Genomic DNA, 19959 nt, shown 5'->3' on the forward strand with positions numbered 1-19959 from the left:
GACTCCTTCGTCGGTGCGCGGGTGGGGTCAGGGAAGGCGTTCGATGACGGTCGCGTTGGCCATGCCGGCGGCTTCGCAGACGGTGAGCAGGCCGTAGCGGGCCTCGCGGCGCTCCAGCTCGTCGAGGAGCTGGGTGAGCAGGCGTCCGCCGGTCGAGCCGAGCGGATGGCCGATCGCGATCGAGCCGCCGTTCACGTTGAGCTGGTCGTCCGGGTAGCCGAACTCGTCGCGCCAGAGCATCGGGACGGGCGCGAACGCCTCGTTGACCTCGACCAGGTCGATGTCACCGATCGTCAGCCCGGCCCGGTCGAGCGCGGCGCGGGTGGCGCCGAGGATCGCGGTGAACTGCAGTACCGGGTCGTCGGCGGCGACCGCCATCGACACGATCCGTGCCCGCGCCCGCAGGCCGGCCGCCTCCGCGTACGACCGGTCGGCGACGAGCAGCGCGGCGGCGCCGTCGCTGATCTGGGACGAGTTCGCGGCGGTGATCGCGCCCGCCGGGTCGAAGACCGGCGTCAACGTGGCCATCCGCCGCCGGTCGGGCGCGGCGCGGATGCCCTCGTCGCGGGTCATCGGGCCGTCGACGCCCTCGAGCGGCACGAGCTGCGCCGCGAAGTGCCCGGCGTCGGTCGCCGCGGCGGCCCGCTGGTGGCTGCGGACGGCGAAGTCGTCGAGCTGGTCGCGGGTGTAGCCCCACTTGGCGACGACCAGCTCGGCGGACGGGCCCTGGGCGGGCAGGTTGCCCTCGAACCGGGCGAGCGCCCGCTCGCCGTACCACTCGCCCCGCGGCCCGCTCGGGTCGAACAGCGGGCCGAGGTCGACCCGCGACATCGACTCGACACCGGCGCCGATCGCGACGTCGTACTCGCCGGAGCGCACGCCCTGCGCCGCGAAATGGACCGACTGCTGACCGGAGCCGCACTGGCGGTCCAGGGTGGTGCCGGGCAGACCGATCGGCAGCCCGGCGCCGAGCAGCGCGGTGCGGGCGACGTTGCCGGTCTGCTCGCCGCGTTGCAGGGCGCAGCCCACGATCACGTCGGCCAGCGAGTCCGGGGCCACGCCGGTGCGGTCGACGAGGTGGGTGAGGGTGTGCGCGAGCAGGTCGACCGGGTGCCAGTCGCGCAGCTGCCCGCCGCGCTTGCCGACCGGGGTGCGGACGGCATCGACGATCACGGCTTCTCGGGTCATGCGGCGTCTCCTGTGGAGCGGGTGCGGGAATCCTGTGCGCGCCTCAGTCATCCAGGGCCGCCCGGAGCCGGTGCTTGAGGATCTTGCCGGACGGGTTGCGCGGGACGGCGCCGATCGTGAGCTCCCGCGGGAGCTTGTAACCGCTGAGATGCGTGCGGCCGTACTCGCGCAGCTCGTCGAGCGTGAGCGTGGCTCCCGGCGTGAGGTCGACGACGGCGACGACGATCTCGCCGTACTCCTCGCTCCGGCGCCCGACGACGGCCAGGTCGCCGACCGCGGGGTGCGCGGCGAGGACGCCCTCCACCTCCGCGGAGTAGACGTTCGCCCCGCCGGTGATGATGAGGTCCTTCAGGCGGTCGACGAGGGTGATGTAGCCGTCCTCGTCGATCCGGGCGAGGTCGCCGGTGTGGACCCATCCGTCGCGGACGGTCTCGGCGGTCGCCTCCGGCTTGCGCCAGTAGCCCTTCATCATCGACTCGCCGCGCATGATCATCTCGCCGACGGTGCCCGGCTCGACGTCGTTCCCGCTCGGGTCGACGATCCGCACCTCGGTGTTGGGCACCGCGACCCGACCGCTGGCCTCCGGGCGCGCGACGACGTCGTCGTGGTGCAGCAGGATGCCGCCCGGGCCGCCCTCGGTCTGGCCGCACGCCTGCACGATCCAGGCGTCGGGCAGCGCTGCGACCAGGGCCTCGGCGGTGCGGGCGGGCATCGGTGCGGCGCCGTAGAGGCAGATCCGCAGGCGTGAGAGGTCGCGATCGGCGAGATCCGGCAGCCGCAGCAGGTGGGTGTACATCGTCGGGACGCCGAAGAAGAACGTGATCCGCTCGCGGGCGAGGGTGTCGGCCACCGTGGCCGGTTCGAACGCCGGGAGGATCACGTGGGTCGCCCCGAGCATCACCCCGTTCAGCAGCAGCATGTTGAGGCTCGCCGAGTGGTACAGCGGGGCGACGTGCAGCATCCGCTCGCCGTCCCGCAGGCCCATGCCGATGCTGGAGTTGATCCCGACCCACAGCACCCGGCGGTGGTCGAACAGCGCCCCCTTGGGCCGCTCGGTGGTCCCGGACGTGTAGATGATCAGAGCGTCGTCGTCCTCGGAGACCTCGACGTGGGCGGGCCGGGCGGCGTGGTCCCGGGCAGCGGCGCGGACGTCCTCGTATCCCTCGACGGTGCCCAGCGCCAGCGGCTCCGCCTCGCCCGCCCGGTCGGGCAGCGCGTGCCACGCCCGGACGCCGTCGGCGACCTCGGGGCCGAACAGCAGGAGCCGGGCCCCGGTGTCGGTGACCAGGTAGTCGATCTCCGTCGGTGCCGAGCGCGGGTTGATCGGCACCACGATCGCGCCCAGGCGGAGTCCGGCGTAGACGGCGATGACGAACGCGTCGCTGTTGCCGGCCAGCAGGAGCATGCGGTCGCCCTGCACGAGGCCACGGCCGGCCAGCTCGGCCGCCAGCCCGTCCACCTCGCGGTCCAGCTCGGCGTAGGTGAGCGCCACGTCGCCGAACTGCACGGCGACCCGGTCGGGACAGCGGCGGGCGGTGCGGGCGAGGACGCCGGGAAGGCTGGTCATCGCATCTCCTGGAGGGTGTCGTCGACGGTGGGCCCGACCGCGACGATCGGGATGTCGAGCTCGTTGCCGAGCTCCTGCCAGCGCTTGCTGTCCGCCGTGGCGAACCGCGCGGCGAGCTCGGCACGGGTGTGTCCGACGGCGTCGGCCAGCCGCGCGACGAAGTGCGGCTCGACCGCGCCGACGGCGACGTGACCGTCGCTCGTCGGGTAGATCCCGTACCCGGGGCTCGCCCCGCCGAGCACGTCGCCGGGCCCGGTCAGCCCGTGCCGCACCCCGGCGGCCGCGTCCCGGGCGACCCGGTCGAGCACGACCAGCTCGTGCACCGCGTCCCCGCTGCGGTCGCGCCCGCGCAGACCGGCGACGGCGGCGAGGGCCGCCCGTTCCCCGCCGAGGAGGTCCGCGACCGGGACCGTCGGGACGGCCGGCGGCTGCAGCGTGCCGTGCGCGGCCTGGTAGGTCAGGTCGTGCCCGGCCTCGCCGGCGCGCTCGCCGTCGTAGCCGACGATCTCGACGTGCACCTGCCGGTGACGGCGCACGCTCCCGCGCAGGCCCAGCCGGTCCAGTGCCGCCGGGCGCATCGCGGTGAGCAGGACGTCGGCCGTCGCGAGCCGCTCCTCGAGCCGCTCGCGGTCCGCGGCATCGCGCAGGTCGAGGGTCACGACCTCCTGCCGGGCGGTCAGCTCGCGATACCAACCGGGCGCCGCGACGTGCAACGCGTCCCCGGCCGGTGGCTCCACCTTGACGACGTCGGCGCCGAGGTCGGCGAGCCGTGCCGCGGCCACCGGGCCCGGGACGTTCACCGCCAGCGACACCACGCGCACGCCGTCCAGCGGCGCAGCCGACCCTCGGTCCACGTCGTCTCCCATCCTCGAGGAGGACTGTACATGCGTACAGTAACTTGCATTGAGCGTATAGTTCGCGACGTGATCGACACAAGGGCGGGGTCGTACGATGCGTGCCGTGACGGTGCAGGCCCGGTCGGCGACATGAGCGAGCGATCGCGGCCGCGCCGGACCGAGGACCTCACGGCCCGGGCACGGATCCGGCACGCCGCGCTGGAGCTGTTCGCGGAGCGCGGGGTGGCGGGCACGCCGATGCGCGCCGTCGCGGCCCGGGTGGGGGTCACGGTCGGGCTGATCGTCCACCACTTCGGCACGAAGGAGGCGCTGCGTGAGGCGGTCGAGCTCGACATCGTCGACCGGTTCGCCGACGCGATCCTGTCCGCGCCGGCGGAGGGCTCGGGCGCGGATGTGGCCGCGGCCCGCGACCGCGCCGTGGCCGCCATGCTCGCCCAGAGCCCGGCCGTCGTGGACTACCTGCGGCGCGCGGTCCTGGACCCGCACGGCGAACGCGGCGACCTGGTCAGCAAGCTCAGCGCGTTGACCGCGGACCAGGTGGGCGAGCTGCGCCGCCGTGGCCTCGCCTCAGCGCGCAGCACGATCGGCGAGCAGGTCCTGACGATCATGATCAGGCAGCTGGGGCAGGTGTTCCTGCAGCCGCTCGCCGACCGGATCGTCGACGAGTTCGGCGTGGGCTCCGACGCATCGTCGCCTCGGATCGTCGTGCGTCTGGACGGCCGCCGCGATGTGTCGACCGACGACTGACCGCAAAGGACGCCGACGCGCTCGACTGGACCCGGTTGCCGGCTCCGTCCACGTGAGCTCCGAAACGAGATCGCCGCAGGGGTCTGTCACCGCTACGGTCACCACGCCTGACCGACCGAACGGCCCCTGGAGTTGGTAGCCGTGACCATTCTGCCCCGATCGGCCCCGCCGATCACACGTCATCCCGGAACTGCGCGACCGACGTGAGGCAGCACATCAGTCATGGATCTACCCCGTGCGGTAAGGGCGAAATGCTGTGCACCTGGGCCCGAGTCCTCGGCTACACGGGGCTGGGGGTCGACGTCAGCAGCAGCTTCATCGCCGACACCGACACCCGTGCTCGCGAACTGGGTGTCGAATCGCGAGTGGCCTTCCGGCACGACGACGCCGCCGGCTTCGTTCACGACTCGGAAGTCGAGCGAGCCCGCAGCCGATGCACGCGTCGTCGACGAAATCATCGTGAACAAGGACTGCCCCGCGATCAACGCAGAGAAGGAAGCAGCGCACGAGGCGTTCGCGGAACAGACCTGGATGGACGGTGAGTGCATCGGGTACGGCTGCTCCCCGGAGCAGGACGCGGAGATCAATGCCGGCGAAGCTGCCGCGCAGGAGGAATACTGGGCGCGGTGCGCGAACACACCGCCCGGCGTCGACGGTTGTTAGCTCGACCGCGCAGTAGAGGTCGCACCACGGAGCGGTCGAAGATCTTCGCCCCGGCCCGGTTGACGCCGGCGAGCCAAGGGCCGGGCTCGTGCTCGACGAGGGCTTCGACGTCGTCCCACCAGCGCAGCCACAATCGAAGCTGTTCGAAGAGGGTGAGTTGACCACCGGCCGTCTGGAAACACGCTCGTACGCCGTGGTCGAGAAGCGCCTTCCGTTCGAGTGGTCGACTGCGGATCTTCTTGTCTCGGGTGAGGACGACGAGGCCGTGCTGCCCGACAACAGGCAGCCAGTCCTGGTCAGGGGTGCCGGCGGAGACCGGGCTGTCCGGTCCTCCGGGCCAGGTGACATCGCCGCGCACGTGGTGGAGTGCCTGGGCGATGCCGATGGAGTTCTCGTCGAAGAACCAGCGTGGTGGCTGCGCGCGTGCGGGCACGTCCGGGAGTCAGGCGGCGCGGCCGGTGTCGCCGTGGTGTCGCTCGAACTCGACGACGCGCTGGAGGGCCGCGGTCGTGATCGAGTAGATCTCGGCGACCCGTTCCGGTTCCTCACCGGCTGCGACGAGCTCGGCGACCACCTCGGTGCGGACGCCGATCTCCGGGATCGTCGGTTCGCCGAATCCTCGATGCGGGTCGAGGACGACGGGTGCCTCCCGGCCCAGAGGGAAGAGCCGCTCGGCCACATCGCTCACGTCGTTGAACTCGACCTTGTCGAGGAAAGCCAGGGCGGGAGACGACGGGGTCAGCGATCCGTCGCGGCCGAGGATCACGATGCTCAGGTCCGGGGCGAGCCCCACGAACTGCTGCGCTGCCAGGGCGAGCTCGCGGCCGGTCGTATACGGCTTGAGCGTCGCCAAGGGATACTGGACGTCGAGTCGCTCGCGGAGGAAGCCGATGACCGGGCGAAGGTACTGCAGTGAGACGTGTGTGGCCCGGTACTCGCGTAGGTAGCCGGCCTCGATGAACTCGCCCCAGGTCACTGTGTCCGAGCCGGTGGGGCGTTCTCGGATGACCGGTGCGTAGACCTTCCCCTGACGTTCGTAGCCGTCGATCCAGCGACGGATCCCGTCGGTGCGCAGTCCCAGTAGCCGCGCGGCCTGGCTCATGCCGTAGACCGGGCGGTCGAGCAACTCGTTTCCGGCTGCGGACACAGGGCAAGTGTGCCCTACTCGAACGCGCGCCGTGCGGGCATCTGTGGTGGCCGGAGCGGTCCGACCGCGCGCTCTGCCGGGAGCGTCGTCGTTGTTCCGCGCCGGCCGGAACCAGGGCCGGTGACGAGCGACGTGCGATGGTTCGGAAAATTCTTCGCCGGTGATGTCGAGAACCCGTGACGGGCTCCGTCCCCAGGGTGAATGCGGCCAAGATGGGCCGCACCACACCGAGGAGACCACGATGGCCAAGTACCTGCTGCTCAAGCACTACCGCGGCGCCCCGGCTGCGGTGAACGACGTGCCGATGGACCAGTGGACGCCGGAGGAGATCTCCGCCCACGTCCAGTTCATGAACGACTTCGCGTCCCGGCTCGAAGGCACCGGTGAGTTCGTCGACGGTCAGGCGCTCGCCCCCGAGGGGACGTTCGTCCGGTACGACGGCGAGGGGCGCCCGCCGGTCACCGACGGCCCGTTCGCGGAGACCAAGGACCTCATCGCCGGTTGGATGGTCATCGACGTCGACAGCTACGAGCGGGCCGTCGAGCTGGCCGGGGAGCTGTCCGCCGCACCGGGCGCGGGCGGCGACCCGATCCACGAGTGGCTCGAGGTGCGCCCGTTCCTGACCGCGCCGCCCACGGTCACGGAGTGACCTCTCCGGTGGACGAGGTTCTGCTCCGGAACCTCACGCCGAGCGTGCTCGGGATCCTCGTCCGTCGCGGAGCCGACTTCGTAGCGGCCGAGGATGCCGTGCAGGACGCGCTGGTCGAAGCGGTCCGCGTCTGGCCGTCCGAGCCGCCGCGGGACCCGAAGGGCTGGCTGGTCACCGTGGCCTGGCGCCGGTTCCTCGACGCGACGCGGGCGGACACCGCCCGTCGCCGTCGCGAGGACATCCTCGACGAGGACCCGGCGCCCGGCCCCGTGTCCACGGTGGACGACACGCTCCAGCTCTACTTCCTGTGTGCGCACCCGTCGCTGACGCCGTCGTCGGCGGTCGCGCTCACCCTGCGCGCCGTCGGCGGGCTGACCACCCGGCAGATCGCCCGGGCCTACCTGGTTCCCGAGGCGACCATGGCCCAGCGGATCAGCCGGGCCAAGCGCACCGTCGCGGCGGTGCGCCTGGACCGGCCCGGCGACGTCGGGACCGTGCTGCGCGTCCTCTACCTCGTCTTCAACGAGGGGTACTCCGGTGACGTCGACCTCGCCGCCGAGGCCATCCGGCTCACCCGGCGGCTCGCGACCGCGATCGACCACCCGGAGGTGGCCGGGCTGCTCGCCCTCATGCTGCTCCACCACGCCCGGCGCGCCGCCCGCACCGCGCCCGACGGCAGCCTGGTGCCGCTCGCCCAGCAGGACCGAACCCGGTGGGACACCGGGTCGATCGCCGAGGGCGTCGAGATCCTGCAGGCGGCGCTGGCCCGTGACCGGCTGGGCGAGTTCCAGGCCCAGGCCGCCATCGCGGCCCTGCACGCCGACGCGCCCGCCGCCGAGGAGACCGACTGGGTGCAGATCGTCGAGTGGTACGACGAGCTGGCGCGTCTGATCGACAGCCCGATCGTCCGGCTCAACCGTGCGGTGGCGCTCGGCGAGGCCGACGGACCGCGCGCCGGCCTGGCGGCGCTCGCGGCGCTGGACGACGCGCTGCCCCGCCATGCCGCGGTGGCCGCCTACCTCCACGAGCGGGACGGCGACCTGGCGACGGCGGCACGGCTGTACGCCGAGGCGGCCCGGAAGGCTCCCGACCTCGCCGAGCGCGATCACCTGACGCGACAAGCCGCCCGGCTCAACGCGCGACACCGTCGCTGATCGGTCGCGCTGGTCCTCAGGAGGGCCGGTCGGTGTCGGGCAGCTCCGGCGCCGTCGGCTCCACGAGGAGATCACCCGGGCGGACGCGGTAGACCTGCAGGGTGCGGTCGTAGTACTTGTCGGTCTCACCGACCCACTGCATCCCCAACCTGCGCGCGGTCGCGATCGCCCGGGTGTTGCGTGGCAGGGCCACCGCGAACAGCTCCTCGGCCCCGTTCTCGAACGCCCAGTGGATGAGTTCGGCGGCCGCCTCCCGGGCGTAGCCGTGCCCCCACGCGTCCGGGCGCAGCTGGAAGCTGACCTCCAGGTCGTCCTGGTACGGCGGCAGCAACCGGATCGCCAGGCCACCCACCACGACGCCGTCGGAGCGGCGCTCGATCGCCCACCGTCCGCGCGGCGGCTCCAGGTTGACCTGTGCCTCGGCCCAGGCCACCAGTACCGCTCGCATCGCGTCCGCGTCGCCGACGTGGTCGGTGGCCGGGGTCAGCCACCCGGTCACGTCCGCGACCCCGTAGGTCGCCAACGCGTCCTCGGTGTCGAGGATCGTCCACGGCCGGACAAGCAACCGGCCCGTCTCGAGCCGAACATCCATCGCGCCACAGTACCGCCGCGCACGGCCCCCGGTCGCGTCCAGAAGGTGCACCGTGCGGGCGCGCGTAGCCTCGCGATGGTCAGCTGCCGTCGCGGGGGACGATCCTCCGCCGCCCCGGAGGGCCGCCGTGAACCGTCCGCTCACCGCAACCGAGATCGCCGGGATGATCGACCACGCGATCCTCCGCCCCGAGCTCACCCGGTCCGATGTGGATGTTGAGCTGGACGTCGCCGCCCGGTACCGGGTCTTCAGCGTCTGCGTGCGTCCGAGCGACGTCGCGCACGCGGTCGCCCGCCTGGCCGGCACCGGCGTCGCGGTCGGCACCGTGATCGGCTTCCCGCACGGCACGACCAGCACCCGGGCCAAGGTCGCCGAGGCCGGGCAGGCGCTGGCCGACGGCGCCGCCGAGCTGGACATGGTGCTCAATGTGGGACGCCTGCGCAGCGGCCTGTTCGACGAGGTCGAGGACGACGTCCGGGCGGTCGTCGAGGCCGCGGGGGAGCACGTCGTGAAGGTCATCCTGGAGACGGCGCTGCTCTCCGACGACGAGATCGTCGCCGGTTGCGCGGCCGCGGAACGGGCCGGCGCGGCGTTCGTGAAGACCTCCACCGGTTTCGCCGGCGGTGGTGCGACGCCGGGGCACGTCGCGCTGATGCGGCGCGGTGTCGGCCCTGCGGTGCAGGTCAAGGCCTCCGGCGGGGTCCGGGACCTGGATACGGTACTGACGTTCCATTCCGCCGGGGTGACCCGGTTCGGTACCAGCGGCACGGCCACGATCCTGGACGACGCCGCTGCCCGGGACCGCGGCGACGGCGCGGCGGCCCGGATCGACACGACGTCGTACTGACTCCCGACCGACCGCCCCCGCCGGTACGTCACCGCCCGGGAGCGCCGTGCATCTGCGAAGCTGGGCCGGTCCGGGCCGCGACGACACCTGCGAGGGAACCGATGGCCGAGTCGCCGCTGCCACACCCGTGGACGCCGGCGGGGGTGACCGGAACGGTGCTCGGCGCGGCGATCGGGACCGTCGGCGCCGCCGTCGAGATCGGCCGCCGGTTGCCGGGCTGGCTCGCCGGAGCGCCGCACGCGGTGCAGGCGCTGCCCGTCGTGGCGGGCGAGCTGGCCGCCCTCCCGCGCCGGATCGCCGGTGTGGAGACCACCCTCACCGGTCTCGCCCCGGTGCTCGACGGCGTGTTGGGCCGGGTGCTCGAGCTCGCCGACGACCCGGAGATCGTCGACCGGGTGGACCGGCTGAGCACCGCCGTGATCGACCTGGCCGGAGCGGCCGAGCCGCTGCGCGCCCTGGCCGAGGCCGGGGCGCATCTCGACGAGCTGGCCGGTGCGGTGCCCGCCGTGCGGGAACTCGCCGCCGCCCGCGCCGACCTGGCCCGGCTGGCCGAGGCCGTCGGCCCGCTGAGCGAACTGGCCCGGACCTCGGACGACCTGGCCACGCTGGCGGGCGCCGTGGAACCGCTGCGGGAGCTGGCGCGCTCGCGCGCCGACCTGGCGTCGCTGGCCGGTGCGGTCGGCGGCGACGGCCCGCTGCAGCGGATCGCGGCGGCGGTGTCCGATCCGGCCGTCGAGGACGGCGAGGCCGGACCCCGGCTCGCCGCGCTGGACGCCAACCTGGCCCAGGCGGCCGAGCAGCTCGGTGCCGTCGCGCCCGACCTGCAGTCGGTGGCCGCCCGGATCGACGCCCTGGACCGGCAGATCGGGGTGCTGGCCGACGCGCTCGCCCCGCTGCAGGGCACCACCGAGCGGATCGGCCGGATCGTCGACCGGCTCCCGGACCGGTCACGCCGGCTCGTCACCCGCCCCACCGAGAGTTGACGGTCACGGGCTCACTGGATCCACACCGTCTTCGCGTTGACGAACGCCGTCGGCCCGAAGTCGGCGAGCTCCCGGCCGTAGCCGGAGTTCTTCGCCCCGCCGAAGGGCACCTCGGGGGTCGAGGCCGTCAGGCTGTTGATGTAGACCATCCCGGACTCGATCCCGTTCATGAACCGCTCCTGCTCGTCCGGGTCGGTGGTCCAGGCGCTGGCGCCGAGGCCGAACGGGGAGTCGTTGGCGATCCGGAGGGCGTCGTCGGCGTCGCGAGCGCGGAAGATCAGCGCGACCGGGCCGAACAGCTCCTCGCGGTGCGCGGGCGACCCCGCCGGGATGTCGGTGAGCACGGTCGCCGGGTACCAGTTCCCGGGGCCCTCGAGCGGCGTCCCGCCGGTCAGCACCCGGCCCCCGGCGGCGACGGTGTCCCGTACCTGGGCGTCGAGGTCCGCGACGCCCTGGGCCTGGGACAGCGGGCCGAGATCGGTGCCCTCGTCCATCGGGTCACCGACCCGCAGGGCCTCGAACCGCTCGACGAGCCGGCGCTCGAAGTCGTCGGCGACGTCGTCGTGTACGACGAACCGCTTCGCGTTGATGCAGGACTGGCCGTTGTTCAGCAGCCGGGACTGCACGCCCTGGTCGACCGCGGCGTCCAGGTCGGCCGAGGGCATGACGACGAACGGGTCGCTGCCGCCCAGCTCCAGCACGCTGGTCTTGACGTTGCGCCCGGCGCGCGCCCCGACCTCGCGACCGGCCGGTTCGGACCCGGTCAGCGTGACCGCGCGGACCCGCTCGTCGTCGATCACGCCCTCGATCGCCGACGACCCGACCAGCAGGGTCTGGAAGGCGCCGTCCGGCAACCCGGCGCGGCGCAGCACGTCCTCGATCGCCAGCGCGACCTGCGGCACGTTCGACGCGTGTTTGAGCAGGCCGACGTTGCCCGCCATCAGCGCGGGCGCGGTGAACCGGAACACCTGCCAGTACGGGAAGTTCCACGGCATCACCGCCAGCACCGGGCCGAGCGGCTGGTACCGGGTGAAGACCCGGGCACCGTCCGGTGCCGACCCCGGTGACCACCCGACGTCGGCCAGGATCCGTTCCCCGTTGTCGGCGTACCAGCGCAGGCCGAGCGCGGACTTCGACACCTCGGCCCGCGCCGCGCCGAAGGTCTTGCCCATCTCCAGGGTCGCCAGCCGGGCGAGGTCGTCGGTCTCGTCGTCGAGGATGTCCGCGGCCCGGCGGAGCCAACCGGCGCGCTCGGCGTACGTCGTGCTCCGGTAGCTCCGGAACGCCTCCTCGGCGCGCTGCAGCTTCTGCTCGAGGTCGGCGTCGGTGAGCGCGTCGAACTCGCGGACCGTCTCGCCGTTCGCGGGGTTGGTCGTCGCAATGGCCATGTCCGGCGGTTACCCGCGCACGCCGCCGGAACACACCGGACGGCCGGGCGGCCTCACCCGCGCAACCGGTCCAGGCCGGGCCAGACCAGGGTCATGAGCAGTCCGGCGAGCACGTCCGGGTCGTCCGAGCCGCCAGCCGCGGACCAGTCGGCCAGCCCCTCCGCGGCCCCGACCAGCGCGGCGGCGACCGGCGTCGCGATGACGACGGGGTCGGCACCGGCCGGCACGGCGAGCTCGTCGGCCAGCAACCCGGCGACCCGCTCGACGATCCGGGACCGGGCATCGTGCACCTCGTCGGCGATCGAACCGGCGCGGGCCTGGCGGTAGAGCACCGACCAGCCGTCCCGGTGCGAGGTCAGCGTCGCGAAGAACGCCCGCAGGCCGTGCCGCAGCCGGTGTTCCGCGTCCGGGCCGGTGTCGGCCGGTGCGGCAGGCGTCCGGGCCCCGGTGGGCAGCGACGCGGCGGTCCGCGACCCCGCGGCCTGCGAGACCGGGACCAGCAACCGGTCGGCCTCGCGCCGGATGCAGCGGCGCAGGAGTTCCTCCTTCGAGCCGCCGCCGTGCGTGTACACCATCGGCTTCGACACCCCGGCCTGCTCGGCGACGTCGTCCATCGACGCGTCGTGGAAACCGGACCGGGAGAACACCCGGACGGCCGCGTCCAGCACCTGGCGTTCGCGCTGCTCCGGGGACAGCCGCCGGCGGCGCTGCGCCGCGGCCGGCGCCGGGTCGGTGGTCACCCTCGACACTCTATCTACTACTACGTAAAGTACCGCCCGTCCGAGCCGGTACGGCGAGTACCGGACACTTCTCCGGAGCCGCAGCCGTCCGGAATCACAGCGAGGTGGAGCGATGGCCGACACGGTCGATGTCAACGAACTGGGCCGCAGCGTCGACCCGCAGTCCCTGTCCGACGAGCAGCTGGTCGCCACGCTCGGAACCGCGCTCCGTGACGGTGACCCGAACGACGTCGACCCGTCGCTGTTCGCCCGGTTGGTCAAGACCGCGTCCAAGCAGCAGCTGGCGACCGTCATGTCCTCCGACGTCCGGCGGCCGGTGCTGGAGGCGATCTTCGGCCGGATGAGCGAGTTCTACTCCTCGAAGGGGGCGAGCGGGAACCGCCAGGTCGTGCACTGGCACATCAAGGACGGGGGACGCGTGGACAGCTTCCAGACCGTCCTGCACGACGGCACCTGCACCGTCACGGAGGGCACCGACGAGGAGCCGCGGACCGCGCTGACCATGCCCGGGACCGAGTTCCTCAAGGTCGTCACGAACAACGCCAACCCGGTGACGCTGTTCATGACGCGCAAGCTCAAGGTCACCGGCGACGTCGGTTTCGCGACCGCCCTGCAGAAGATGTTCACGATCCCGTCGGCCTGACGACAACACACGGAGACCAGCAGATATGACGTCGTTCGAGCTGTCCGAGGAGCACCGCGAGCTGCAGGAGTGGGTGCGCGGCTTCGCCACCGACGTGGTCCGCCCGGCCGCGGCCGAGTGGGACGAGCGCGAGGAGACCCCGTGGCCGATCCTGCAGGAGGCCGCGAAGATCGAGCTCTACAACTTCGAGACGCTCGCGTCGTTCTGGGGTGACGAGACCGGGCTGTCCATGCCGCTGGTCAACGAGGAGCTCTTCCGGGGCGACGGCGGCATCGGCATGGCGATCTTCGGGACGACGCTCGCGGTGGCCGGGATCTTCTCCTCCGGCACCCCGGAGCAGATGGTCGAGTTCATCCCGCAGTGCTACGGCGACGCGTCCGACCCGAAGGTCGGTGCGTTCTGCTCGTCCGAGCCCGAGTCCGGATCGGACGTCTCGGCGATGCGCACCCGCGCGGTGTACGACGAGGCGCGCGACGAGTGGACACTGACCGGTCAGAAGGCCTGGGCCACCAACGGCGGCATCGCGAACATCCACGTCGTTCAGGCCGTCGTCGACCCGGGACTCGGCAGCAAGGGGCAGGCGGCGTTCGTCGTCCCGCCCGGCACGCCGGGCCTGGAGTCCACCCGGAAGATCAAGAAGATGGGCCTGCGGGCCTCGCACACCGCGGACGTCTTCCTGGACGAGGTGAAGCTTCCCGGCAGCTGCCTGCTCGGTGGCAAGGAGAAGCTCGACGAGCGGCTGGCCCGGGCGCGTGAGGGTGTGCAGAGCAAGGGTTCGGCTGCGATGCAGACCTTCGAGCTGTCCCGGCCGACCGTCGGTGCGCAGGCGATCGGCATCGCCCGGGCCGCCTACGAGTACGCCCTCGAGTACGCACGCGACCGGGTCGCGTTCGGCCGTCCGATCATCGAGAACCAGTCGATCTCCTTCACCCTCGCGGACATGAAGACCGAGATCGACGCCGCCCGGCTGCTCGTGCACCGGGCCGCCTGGATGGGGCGCAACAACGTCCCGTTCACGGCGGGCGAGGGCTCGATGTCCAAGCTGAAGGCCGGCCGGGTCGCGGTGTGGGCGACCGAGCGCGCGATCCAGATCCTCGGTGGTGCGGGGTACTCGCGGGAGCACCCGGTGGAGCGGATGCACCGGGACGCGAAGATCTACGACATCTTCGAGGGCACCGAGCAGATCCAGCAGCTCGTCATCGCCCGCGCGATCTCCGGGATGCACCTGGCCTGAATCGGACCGCTCGCCCGGTGATCACGGATCGGGAAGCGGAGCAGTCACGAATGGCCAGATCCTTTCCCGATCCGTGATCAGCGGTCGACGCGCCCGGTGCGCCGGCGAATTTCTTGTCGACCCGACGACAACGGCGGTCCCGTGCACAGGGGCCGGAGATCCTCTTCGGTCCGGCCGGTGATCCGCGCATCCCCGGGCGCGACCGGGTGGCCGGTCGGCCACCCGGCTGGCCAAGATGGAGTGCGAGCCGGGCCCGCCGACGGAGCCCGGCCGTGTTGCGAGGAGGACGCGTGCCGAGCCTGACGTTCCGCGGACGCACCTGGAACCGCGACCGGGCGATGGTCATGGCGATCGTCAACCGGACCCCGGACTCGTTCTACGACCACGGGGTGACCTTCGCCGAGCAGGCCGCCCGGGACCGGATCACCGCCGTCGTGCGGGAGGGTGCCGACGTCATCGACATCGGGGGCGTGCCGGCCAGCCCCGGCACCGAGGTCACGGAGCAGGAGGAGATCGACCGGGTGGTGCCGACGGTCGAGTGGGCGCGCCGCGAGTTCCCGGACGTCGTGATCAGCGTCGACACCTTCCGCGCCGGGCCCGCCGACGCCGTCTGCGCGGCCGGGGCCGACCTCGTCAACGACAACTGGGCCGCGTCCGACGCGGCGATCCTGGACGTCACGGCCCGCTACGGCGTCGGCTACGTCAGCGCGCACACCGACCACGTCACCCCGCGCACCGAGCCGCACCGGCCGCACTACGCCGACGTCCTCGGCTCGGTGATCGCGCAGACCGTGGCGCTGGCCGAGAAGGCCGTCGCCGCCGGCGTCCCGGCGGCCGGGATCCTGATCGACCCGGCGATCGACTTCTCGAAGAACACCCTCCACAGCCTCACGGTGCTGCGCGGCGTCGACCGGATGGTGGCGACCGGCTGGCCGGTGCTGCTGGCGATGTCGAACAAGACCGTCGTCGGGGAGTCCCTGGCGGTGCCGCTGGAGGAGCGGCTCACCGGGACGCTGGCCGCGACCGCGCTGGCCGCGGACCGGGGCGTGGCGATGGTGCGCGCGCACCAGGCCCGCGCCACCCGGGAGACCTGCGAGATGGTCGCGACCGTGCGCGGCGAGCGGAACCCGTCGCGCGCGGTGAGGCTCCTCGCGTGAGCACCATCGACCAGATCTACCCGCCCGACGTGGCCGGACCGCTGACGACCGCGGCGCTGGAGGCCCTCTACGCCTACCCGGACGACGACCGCATCCGGATCTGCGCCAACTTCGTGTCCAGCGCGGACGGCGCGGTGGCGGTCGCCGGCACCTCCGCGGGCCTGTCCACGCCTCCGGACCGGACGGTGCTCCATCTGGGCACCGATCTCGCCGATGCCGTGCTGGTCGCCGCCGGCACCGCGACCGCCGAGGGCTTCTCCGGGGTACGGCCGGGTGAGCGGATGGCCGACCGGCGGCGCCGGTTCGCGCTCGCCGAGGTCCCGGTCACCGCCGTGGTGACCGGGTCCGGGCGTTCGCTCGCCCCGACCGCGCCGGTGCTCACCGACACCCTCGTGCCCACCGTCGTGCTCACCTGTGCCGCGGTGCCCGATGGCCTCCGTAGCCGGTGGTCCGACGCCGGTGCGGATGTCGTGCTGGTCGGCGACGGATCGGTGGACCTGCACGCCGCCGTCGCCGAGCTCGACCGCCGCGGCCTGCGCCGGGTCAACTGCATGGGTGGCCCGGAACTGTTCGGCGGTCTCGCCGCGGCCGGCCTGGTCGACGAGCTCCGGCTCACCCTGGCGCCGTTCCTGGTCTCCGGCGGGGCCGGACGGATCGCCCGCGGCGCCATGGACCCGTCCCGGCTCGAGCTGATCTCGGTCCTGACCGGGGACGACACGCTCCTGATGCGCTACCGGGTGCGCGGGCCGGCGATCCTGGGATCGTCACACTGACGACAACACCGGATCACCTTGATGGTAGGGGTCGGTCACGCACGGCGACCGGCTGATGCTTCGATGGCCGAGTGCCGCTGCCCCCGAACACGCTGTCGGACGACGTCGTCGTCCTCAGCCCGCTCGGGTGGGACGACGTGGAGCCGCACCTCGAGGGTGAGGACGCCGAGCTGGTCCGCTGGCTCAGCGGCGGGCGGGGCAGCCGCGCGACGGTCCGCGCGCACGTGCGCCGGTCGATCGAACGGTGGGCCGAGGACGGTCCCAAGCTGTGCTTCGGGATTCGGTTGCACGGCGGCGCCGTCCTCGCCGGGACGATCGACGCCGACCTGGACCCGACGCCCGGGTCGCGCCGGGCCGGGCTGTCCTACGGCATCTATCCCGCGTTCCGGCGGCAGGGACTGGCCACCCGGGCGGTGCGGCTGGCGTCGCGCTACCTCGCCGAGCGCGGGGACGTCGACCGGATCTGGATCGACGTCGACCGGGCGAACGTGGCGTCGGTCGGCGTCGCCCGCCGGTCCGGTTTCCGGTTCCTGCGCCACGTCGACGACGACGAGCAGGACTTCGACCGTTACGAGCTGATCGTGCGCGCGCCCGTCGCCCCGGCTCCGCCGCCCCCGCGACACGGCCGGCGACCCTCCTGAGCCGTGCCGGACGTTCCGGTACCCGCACACGACGACGGCCGCCCGCCGCCCCACCGCGGGGAGCCCCCGCAAAGCGGGCGCCGGTGGGGTGCGGACGGCCGTCGGACGCCGGTGGGGAGACCGGCGCGGCCCGTGCGGGACCGGTCCGTGCGGGACCGGTTCGTTCGGGACCGGTTACTGCATCGAGACGGTGGGCGCCTCGACGTACATGACACCCGGGATGTCCATCTTCGGCAGCGAGTCGGCCGAGGGGAGCGCTTCCGCGGGCGCGTCCAGCGGCAGGGCGTCGGTCGGCAGGGCGTCGGTCGGCAGCGCGTCGAGGGGAAGCGCGTCCAGCGGCAGGGCGTCGGTCGGCAACGTGTCGGCCGAGGGCATCTGCAGCTCGCCGAACGCGGACGAGCCCTCTCCGGAGCCGGAGTCCTCGGAGCCGGAGCCCTCCGAAGACTCGGAGCTGTCCGAGCCCTCGGAGTCGGACCCGGAGCCGGCGGAGTCGTCCGAGGTGCTCGGCATCTCGGGAATGTCCGGCAGCTCGGCGGCCGAGGCCTGGCCGACCAGGCCGGCACCGAGCACGGCGGCACCCGCGCCGGCCACGGACAGCCGGAGGGCGTTGCGGGCGAGCGAGTTCATGTCGCGCGTCCTTTCCTTGGGGGTTGGGGAGCGGAGGGCGCGAGACCCTCCGATGGCGCAACGAGAGGCCGTCGACCCGGTTCCGCTCCGCAGTGATCACGGACGCATGTTCACCCGAACGAGTGGCAACCTCGCGCGATATCGCAGAATCGCGACCAGGCGATGACGCGGAGTGCGCAACCGGCCGCGGCCCGGGTGGCGTGATCGGGTGGCACTACTCGACGGTGCTGCTGCACCCCACGTCGAGCCCGGGACTGCCCGAGCGGGTGCTCGAGGCCGATCAGGACGCCGTCGTGCTCGGCCGGTCACGGTTGGCCGCGCAACCGGGGGTGTGGGGACTGCGCGGCGCGGCCGGGCTCGCCGTCGTCGGGGAGGTCGTGAGCGGGGACCGTCGGCGGGTGCGGCGCGGCTGCTGGCCGGCCCGGTGCCGGTGCCGGGTCCTGCGGTCGTCGATGCCGGGCCGTTCGATCCCGACCCGGGCGCTCGCGGCCTGGCCTTCGACGACGTCGCGGTGCCGACCGCACTCGGTCCGGCACCGGCCTGGCACGTGCCGCCGGCCGGTGGTTCGGACATCTGGGCGTTGTGCGTGCACGGCCGTGGGGGCACCCGGCGCGAGGCGCTGCGGATCCTGCCCGCGCTGCACGTGGCCGGGCTGCACCAGCTGGTGCTCAGCTACCGCGGGGACGGCGCGGCGCCGCCCTCGCCGGACGGGCGCTCGCACCTGGGCGACACCGAGTGGCACGACGTCGCCGCCGCGGCCCGGTACGCGTACGAGCGGGGCGCGCGCCGGCCGGTCCTGGTGGGCTGGTCGATGGGCGTCGTCCTGGGCGGCGCGTTGCTGGACCGTGCGCCGGAGGCCGCGGGCGTCGCGGCCGTCGTCTGGGACGCCCCACTGCTGGACTGGCGCCGGACGTTGCGCAGGCAGGCCCGTAGCCGCGGCCTCCCGCCGTCACTGGCCCGGGTGGCCGCGGTGCTCACCGAACGCCGGATCGGGACCGACCTCGACCGGTTCGACCTGGCCCGGCGGCCACCCGCGGCGCGGCCGCCGACCTTGCCGCTGCACAGCGACGGCGACACCGCCGTACCGGTGTCGCTGAGCCGGGAACTGGCCGCGGCCGCCCCCGGGGCCGGGTGGCCGATGACCTACCGCGAGTTCGCCGGGACCGAGCACACCGGTAGCTGGAACGCCGACCCGGAGGGCTACGAGCGCGCCGTCACCGGGTTCCTGCGGAGTGTCCTGCGAGCGGTCCTGCGAGCGGTCCTGTGAGTGCCGTCCGGTGAGCGTGCCCGCGCGGAACGCCGGCTACGGCCGGCTCGGCGGCTGGGTCGGCGTCGTCTTGCCGTGCAGCTGGTCGGTCGACGGCGGGGTGGTCGAGACCGGGGTCCCCGGGTCCGCCGGGCCTTCGCGGCGCAGCAGCGTCGCCCACGCGTACGCGGCCAGCCCGGAGAGGACCAGCACGGCCAGGATCCACGGGGCGCGGCGGACCTTCACCGGCGTCGGATCGATGGCCTCGGCCAGCGCGTGCCGCGCGTCGTCCACCCGCCCGGACAGCGTGCCGGACAGCTCCGAGACGCTGCTGCCGACCGACGCGGCCGTCGAGCCGGCGACGATGCGGCCGGCGTCGGCGAGCGTGTGCACGGCCTCGGCGGCGTCCTTGCGAGCCTTGGCTCGCGCGACCTTGGTGCTCATGGACAGACCTGCTTCCCACGGATGAGGCTGGTTGCTGGCACGATGGTAGCCGTGACGGAACCAGGAAACGCCAAGACGACGGCCGTCCTGCACACCTCCGAGGGCGATATCCGCGTCGAGCTTTTCGGCGACCACGCGCCCAAGACGGTCGCGAACTTCGTCGGCCTCGCGGAGGGGTCCAAGGACTACACGGGGCCGAATGCGAGCGGGGGCGACACCGGGCCGTTCTACGACGGCTCGATCTTCCACCGCGTGATCAGCGGCTTCATGATCCAGGGCGGCGACCCGACCGGTACCGGTCGCGGCGGGCCGGGCTACCAGTTCGGGGACGAGTTCCACCCGGACCTCAAGTTCGACCGGCCGTACCTGCTCGCGATGGCCAACGCCGGCCCGGGCACGAACGGCTCGCAGTTCTTCATCACGGTGGGCCTGACCCCGCACCTGAACCGGCGGCACACCATCTTCGGTGAGGTGGCCGACGCCGAGTCGCGCGCCGTCGTGGACGCGATCGGTCAGGTGACCACCGGTCAGGCGGACCGCCCGCTGACCGACGTGGTCATCGAGAAGGTCGAGATCGAGCGGAGCTGAGTCCGCCCTGACCGAGAGATCAGACTCCTCCGGCCCCCCGTGGGCCGGCTCCCCGGGATCCGGCGCAGGGCCGCCGTCCGGTCC

At 73.1% G+C, this 19959-nt stretch carries 23 protein-coding genes; 13 read left to right on the forward strand and 10 right to left on the reverse strand.

What is annotated here, in order from left to right; translation table 11 throughout:
- Positions 1-27 precede the first annotated feature (27 nt).
- From ACLFMI_RS06580 to ACLFMI_RS06590, 3 genes are read right to left on the reverse strand one after another with little or no spacing between them, the layout of a single operon-like run.
- Positions 28-1188 (reverse strand): thiolase family protein, encoded by a 1161-nt coding sequence (locus ACLFMI_RS06580; protein WP_410946829.1) that lies wholly within the window; start codon positions 1186-1188, stop codon positions 28-30.
- A gap of 43 nt (positions 1189-1231) precedes the next feature.
- Entirely contained in the window at positions 1232-2755 is a 1524-nt protein-coding gene (locus ACLFMI_RS06585; RefSeq protein ID WP_410946830.1) for a class I adenylate-forming enzyme family protein, read from the reverse strand.
- Positions 2752-3609 (reverse strand): CoA transferase, encoded by an 858-nt coding sequence (locus ACLFMI_RS06590; protein WP_410946831.1) that lies wholly within the window; start codon positions 3607-3609, stop codon positions 2752-2754. The genes ACLFMI_RS06585 and ACLFMI_RS06590 overlap by 4 nt, the downstream gene beginning before the upstream one ends.
- Positions 3610-3741: 132 nt before the next feature.
- On the opposite strand from ACLFMI_RS06590, the gene ACLFMI_RS06595 reads away from it, so the two are divergent.
- Positions 3742-4359, forward strand: coding sequence for a TetR/AcrR family transcriptional regulator (locus ACLFMI_RS06595; RefSeq protein WP_410946832.1), 618 nt, complete (start codon positions 3742-3744; stop codon positions 4357-4359).
- Positions 4360-4695: 336 nt separating this feature from the next.
- Positions 4696-5022, forward strand: coding sequence for a hypothetical protein (locus ACLFMI_RS06600; RefSeq protein ID WP_410946833.1), 327 nt, complete (start codon positions 4696-4698; stop codon positions 5020-5022).
- Here the strand turns inward: ACLFMI_RS06600 and ACLFMI_RS06605 are convergent.
- Both ACLFMI_RS06605 and ACLFMI_RS06610 read right to left on the reverse strand, forming a co-directional pair.
- Positions 4943-5455, reverse strand: a complete 513-nt coding sequence (locus ACLFMI_RS06605; protein WP_410946834.1) for a PIN-like domain-containing protein — start codon at positions 5453-5455, stop codon at positions 4943-4945. The genes ACLFMI_RS06600 and ACLFMI_RS06605 overlap by 80 nt on opposite strands.
- Before the next feature lie 9 nt (positions 5456-5464).
- Positions 5465-6169, reverse strand: coding sequence for a DUF433 domain-containing protein (locus ACLFMI_RS06610; RefSeq protein WP_410946835.1), 705 nt, complete (start codon positions 6167-6169; stop codon positions 5465-5467).
- Positions 6170-6410: 241 nt separating this feature from the next.
- Between ACLFMI_RS06610 and ACLFMI_RS06615 the strand changes: the two genes are divergently transcribed.
- Positions 6411-6818 (forward strand): YciI family protein, encoded by a 408-nt coding sequence (locus tag ACLFMI_RS06615; protein ID WP_410946836.1) that lies wholly within the window; start codon positions 6411-6413, stop codon positions 6816-6818.
- An 8-nt stretch (positions 6819-6826) separates the two neighbouring features.
- Complete coding sequence (locus tag ACLFMI_RS06620; protein ID WP_410946837.1) at positions 6827-7972, forward strand: RNA polymerase sigma factor; 1146 nt, start codon at positions 6827-6829, stop codon at positions 7970-7972.
- 16 nt (positions 7973-7988) lie between these two features.
- On the opposite strand, the gene ACLFMI_RS06625 is transcribed toward ACLFMI_RS06620, so the two are convergent.
- Positions 7989-8564, reverse strand: coding sequence for a GNAT family N-acetyltransferase (locus ACLFMI_RS06625; RefSeq protein WP_410946838.1), 576 nt, complete (start codon positions 8562-8564; stop codon positions 7989-7991).
- Between the two features lie 127 nt (positions 8565-8691).
- Here ACLFMI_RS06625 and deoC point away from each other — a divergent pair, with 127 nt between their 5' ends.
- Together deoC and ACLFMI_RS06635 are read left to right on the forward strand one after the other, a co-directional pair.
- Positions 8692-9411 carry a deoxyribose-phosphate aldolase gene (deoC, locus tag ACLFMI_RS06630; protein ID WP_410946839.1) on the forward strand — a complete coding sequence of 240 codons (720 nt, stop codon included), beginning with the start codon at positions 8692-8694 and terminating at the stop codon, positions 9409-9411.
- 143 nt (positions 9412-9554) lie between these two features.
- Entirely contained in the window at positions 9555-10394 is an 840-nt protein-coding gene (locus ACLFMI_RS06635; RefSeq protein ID WP_410946840.1) for a hypothetical protein, read from the forward strand.
- Positions 10395-10405: 11 nt separating this feature from the next.
- Here the strand turns inward: ACLFMI_RS06635 and ACLFMI_RS06640 are convergent, their stop codons facing one another.
- Both ACLFMI_RS06640 and ACLFMI_RS06645 read right to left on the reverse strand, forming a co-directional pair.
- On the reverse strand, positions 10406-11782 hold the full coding sequence (locus ACLFMI_RS06640) for an NAD-dependent succinate-semialdehyde dehydrogenase (RefSeq protein WP_410946841.1): 1377 nt from the start codon (positions 11780-11782) through the stop codon (positions 10406-10408).
- Positions 11783-11835: 53 nt separating this feature from the next.
- A complete protein-coding gene (locus ACLFMI_RS06645; protein ID WP_410946842.1) occupies positions 11836-12522 on the reverse strand; it encodes a TetR/AcrR family transcriptional regulator in 687 nt (228 codons plus the stop codon).
- Positions 12523-12634: 112 nt separating this feature from the next.
- Between ACLFMI_RS06645 and ACLFMI_RS06650 the strand changes: the two genes are divergently transcribed.
- From ACLFMI_RS06650 to ACLFMI_RS06670, 5 genes are all read left to right on the forward strand, one after another.
- Positions 12635-13165 carry an SCP2 sterol-binding domain-containing protein gene (locus ACLFMI_RS06650; RefSeq protein WP_410946843.1) on the forward strand — a complete coding sequence of 177 codons (531 nt, stop codon included), beginning with the start codon at positions 12635-12637 and terminating at the stop codon, positions 13163-13165.
- Positions 13166-13190: 25 nt separating this feature from the next.
- Complete coding sequence (locus ACLFMI_RS06655) at positions 13191-14399, forward strand: acyl-CoA dehydrogenase family protein (protein WP_410946844.1); 1209 nt, start codon at positions 13191-13193, stop codon at positions 14397-14399.
- Positions 14400-14689: 290 nt separating this feature from the next.
- Positions 14690-15556: a dihydropteroate synthase gene (folP, locus tag ACLFMI_RS06660; RefSeq protein WP_410946845.1), complete on the forward strand. Its 867-nt coding sequence runs from the start codon at positions 14690-14692 to the stop codon at positions 15554-15556.
- Positions 15553-16329, forward strand: a complete 777-nt coding sequence (locus tag ACLFMI_RS06665) for a dihydrofolate reductase family protein (protein ID WP_410946846.1) — start codon at positions 15553-15555, stop codon at positions 16327-16329. The genes folP and ACLFMI_RS06665 overlap by 4 nt, the downstream gene beginning before the upstream one ends.
- A 71-nt stretch (positions 16330-16400) precedes the next feature.
- Entirely contained in the window at positions 16401-16970 is a 570-nt protein-coding gene (locus tag ACLFMI_RS06670; protein ID WP_410946847.1) for a GNAT family N-acetyltransferase, read from the forward strand.
- A gap of 174 nt (positions 16971-17144) precedes the next feature.
- On the opposite strand, the gene ACLFMI_RS06675 is transcribed toward ACLFMI_RS06670, so the two are convergent.
- A complete protein-coding gene (locus tag ACLFMI_RS06675) occupies positions 17145-17597 on the reverse strand; it encodes a hypothetical protein (protein WP_410946848.1) in 453 nt (150 codons plus the stop codon).
- A gap of 430 nt (positions 17598-18027) precedes the next feature.
- On the opposite strand from ACLFMI_RS06675, the gene ACLFMI_RS06680 reads away from it, so the two are divergent.
- Complete coding sequence (locus ACLFMI_RS06680) at positions 18028-18864, forward strand: alpha/beta hydrolase family protein (protein ID WP_410946849.1); 837 nt, start codon at positions 18028-18030, stop codon at positions 18862-18864.
- 36 nt (positions 18865-18900) lie between these two features.
- Here the strand turns inward: ACLFMI_RS06680 and ACLFMI_RS06685 are convergent, their stop codons facing one another.
- Positions 18901-19287, reverse strand: a complete 387-nt coding sequence (locus tag ACLFMI_RS06685) for a hypothetical protein (protein WP_410946850.1) — start codon at positions 19285-19287, stop codon at positions 18901-18903.
- Between the two features lie 42 nt (positions 19288-19329).
- Here ACLFMI_RS06685 and ACLFMI_RS06690 point away from each other — a divergent pair, with 42 nt between their 5' ends.
- Positions 19330-19875 (forward strand): peptidylprolyl isomerase, encoded by a 546-nt coding sequence (locus ACLFMI_RS06690; protein ID WP_410946851.1) that lies wholly within the window; start codon positions 19330-19332, stop codon positions 19873-19875.
- Positions 19876-19959 lie beyond the last annotated feature (84 nt).

The organism is Pseudonocardia nantongensis, assembly GCF_046546495.1.
Classification (GTDB): Bacteria; Actinomycetota; Actinomycetes; order Mycobacteriales; family Pseudonocardiaceae; genus Pseudonocardia; species Pseudonocardia nantongensis.

Excerpts from the sequence above, each read along its gene's own strand:
- ACLFMI_RS06685 (WP_410946850.1), bottom strand. The coding sequence starts at position 19,287 with ATGAGCACCAAGGTCGCGCGAGCCAAGGCTCGCAAGGACGCCGCCGAG.
- ACLFMI_RS06675 (WP_410946848.1), bottom strand. The coding sequence starts at position 17,597 with ATGAACTCGCTCGCCCGCAACGCCCTCCGGCTGTCCGTGGCCGGCGCG.
- ACLFMI_RS06595 (WP_410946832.1), top strand. The coding sequence starts at position 3,742 with ATGAGCGAGCGATCGCGGCCGCGCCGGACCGAGGACCTCACGGCCCGG.
- ACLFMI_RS06640 (WP_410946841.1), bottom strand. The coding sequence starts at position 11,782 with ATGGCCATTGCGACGACCAACCCCGCGAACGGCGAGACGGTCCGCGAG.
- ACLFMI_RS06625 (WP_410946838.1), bottom strand. The coding sequence starts at position 8,564 with ATGGATGTTCGGCTCGAGACGGGCCGGTTGCTTGTCCGGCCGTGGACG.
- ACLFMI_RS06650 (WP_410946843.1), top strand. The coding sequence starts at position 12,635 with ATGGCCGACACGGTCGATGTCAACGAACTGGGCCGCAGCGTCGACCCG.
- ACLFMI_RS06580 (WP_410946829.1), bottom strand. The coding sequence starts at position 1,188 with ATGACCCGAGAAGCCGTGATCGTCGATGCCGTCCGCACCCCGGTCGGC.
- ACLFMI_RS06615 (WP_410946836.1), top strand. The coding sequence starts at position 6,411 with ATGGCCAAGTACCTGCTGCTCAAGCACTACCGCGGCGCCCCGGCTGCG.
- ACLFMI_RS06585 (WP_410946830.1), bottom strand. The coding sequence starts at position 2,755 with ATGACCAGCCTTCCCGGCGTCCTCGCCCGCACCGCCCGCCGCTGTCCC.
- ACLFMI_RS06655 (WP_410946844.1), top strand. The coding sequence starts at position 13,191 with ATGACGTCGTTCGAGCTGTCCGAGGAGCACCGCGAGCTGCAGGAGTGG.
- ACLFMI_RS06690 (WP_410946851.1), top strand. The coding sequence starts at position 19,330 with ATGGTAGCCGTGACGGAACCAGGAAACGCCAAGACGACGGCCGTCCTG.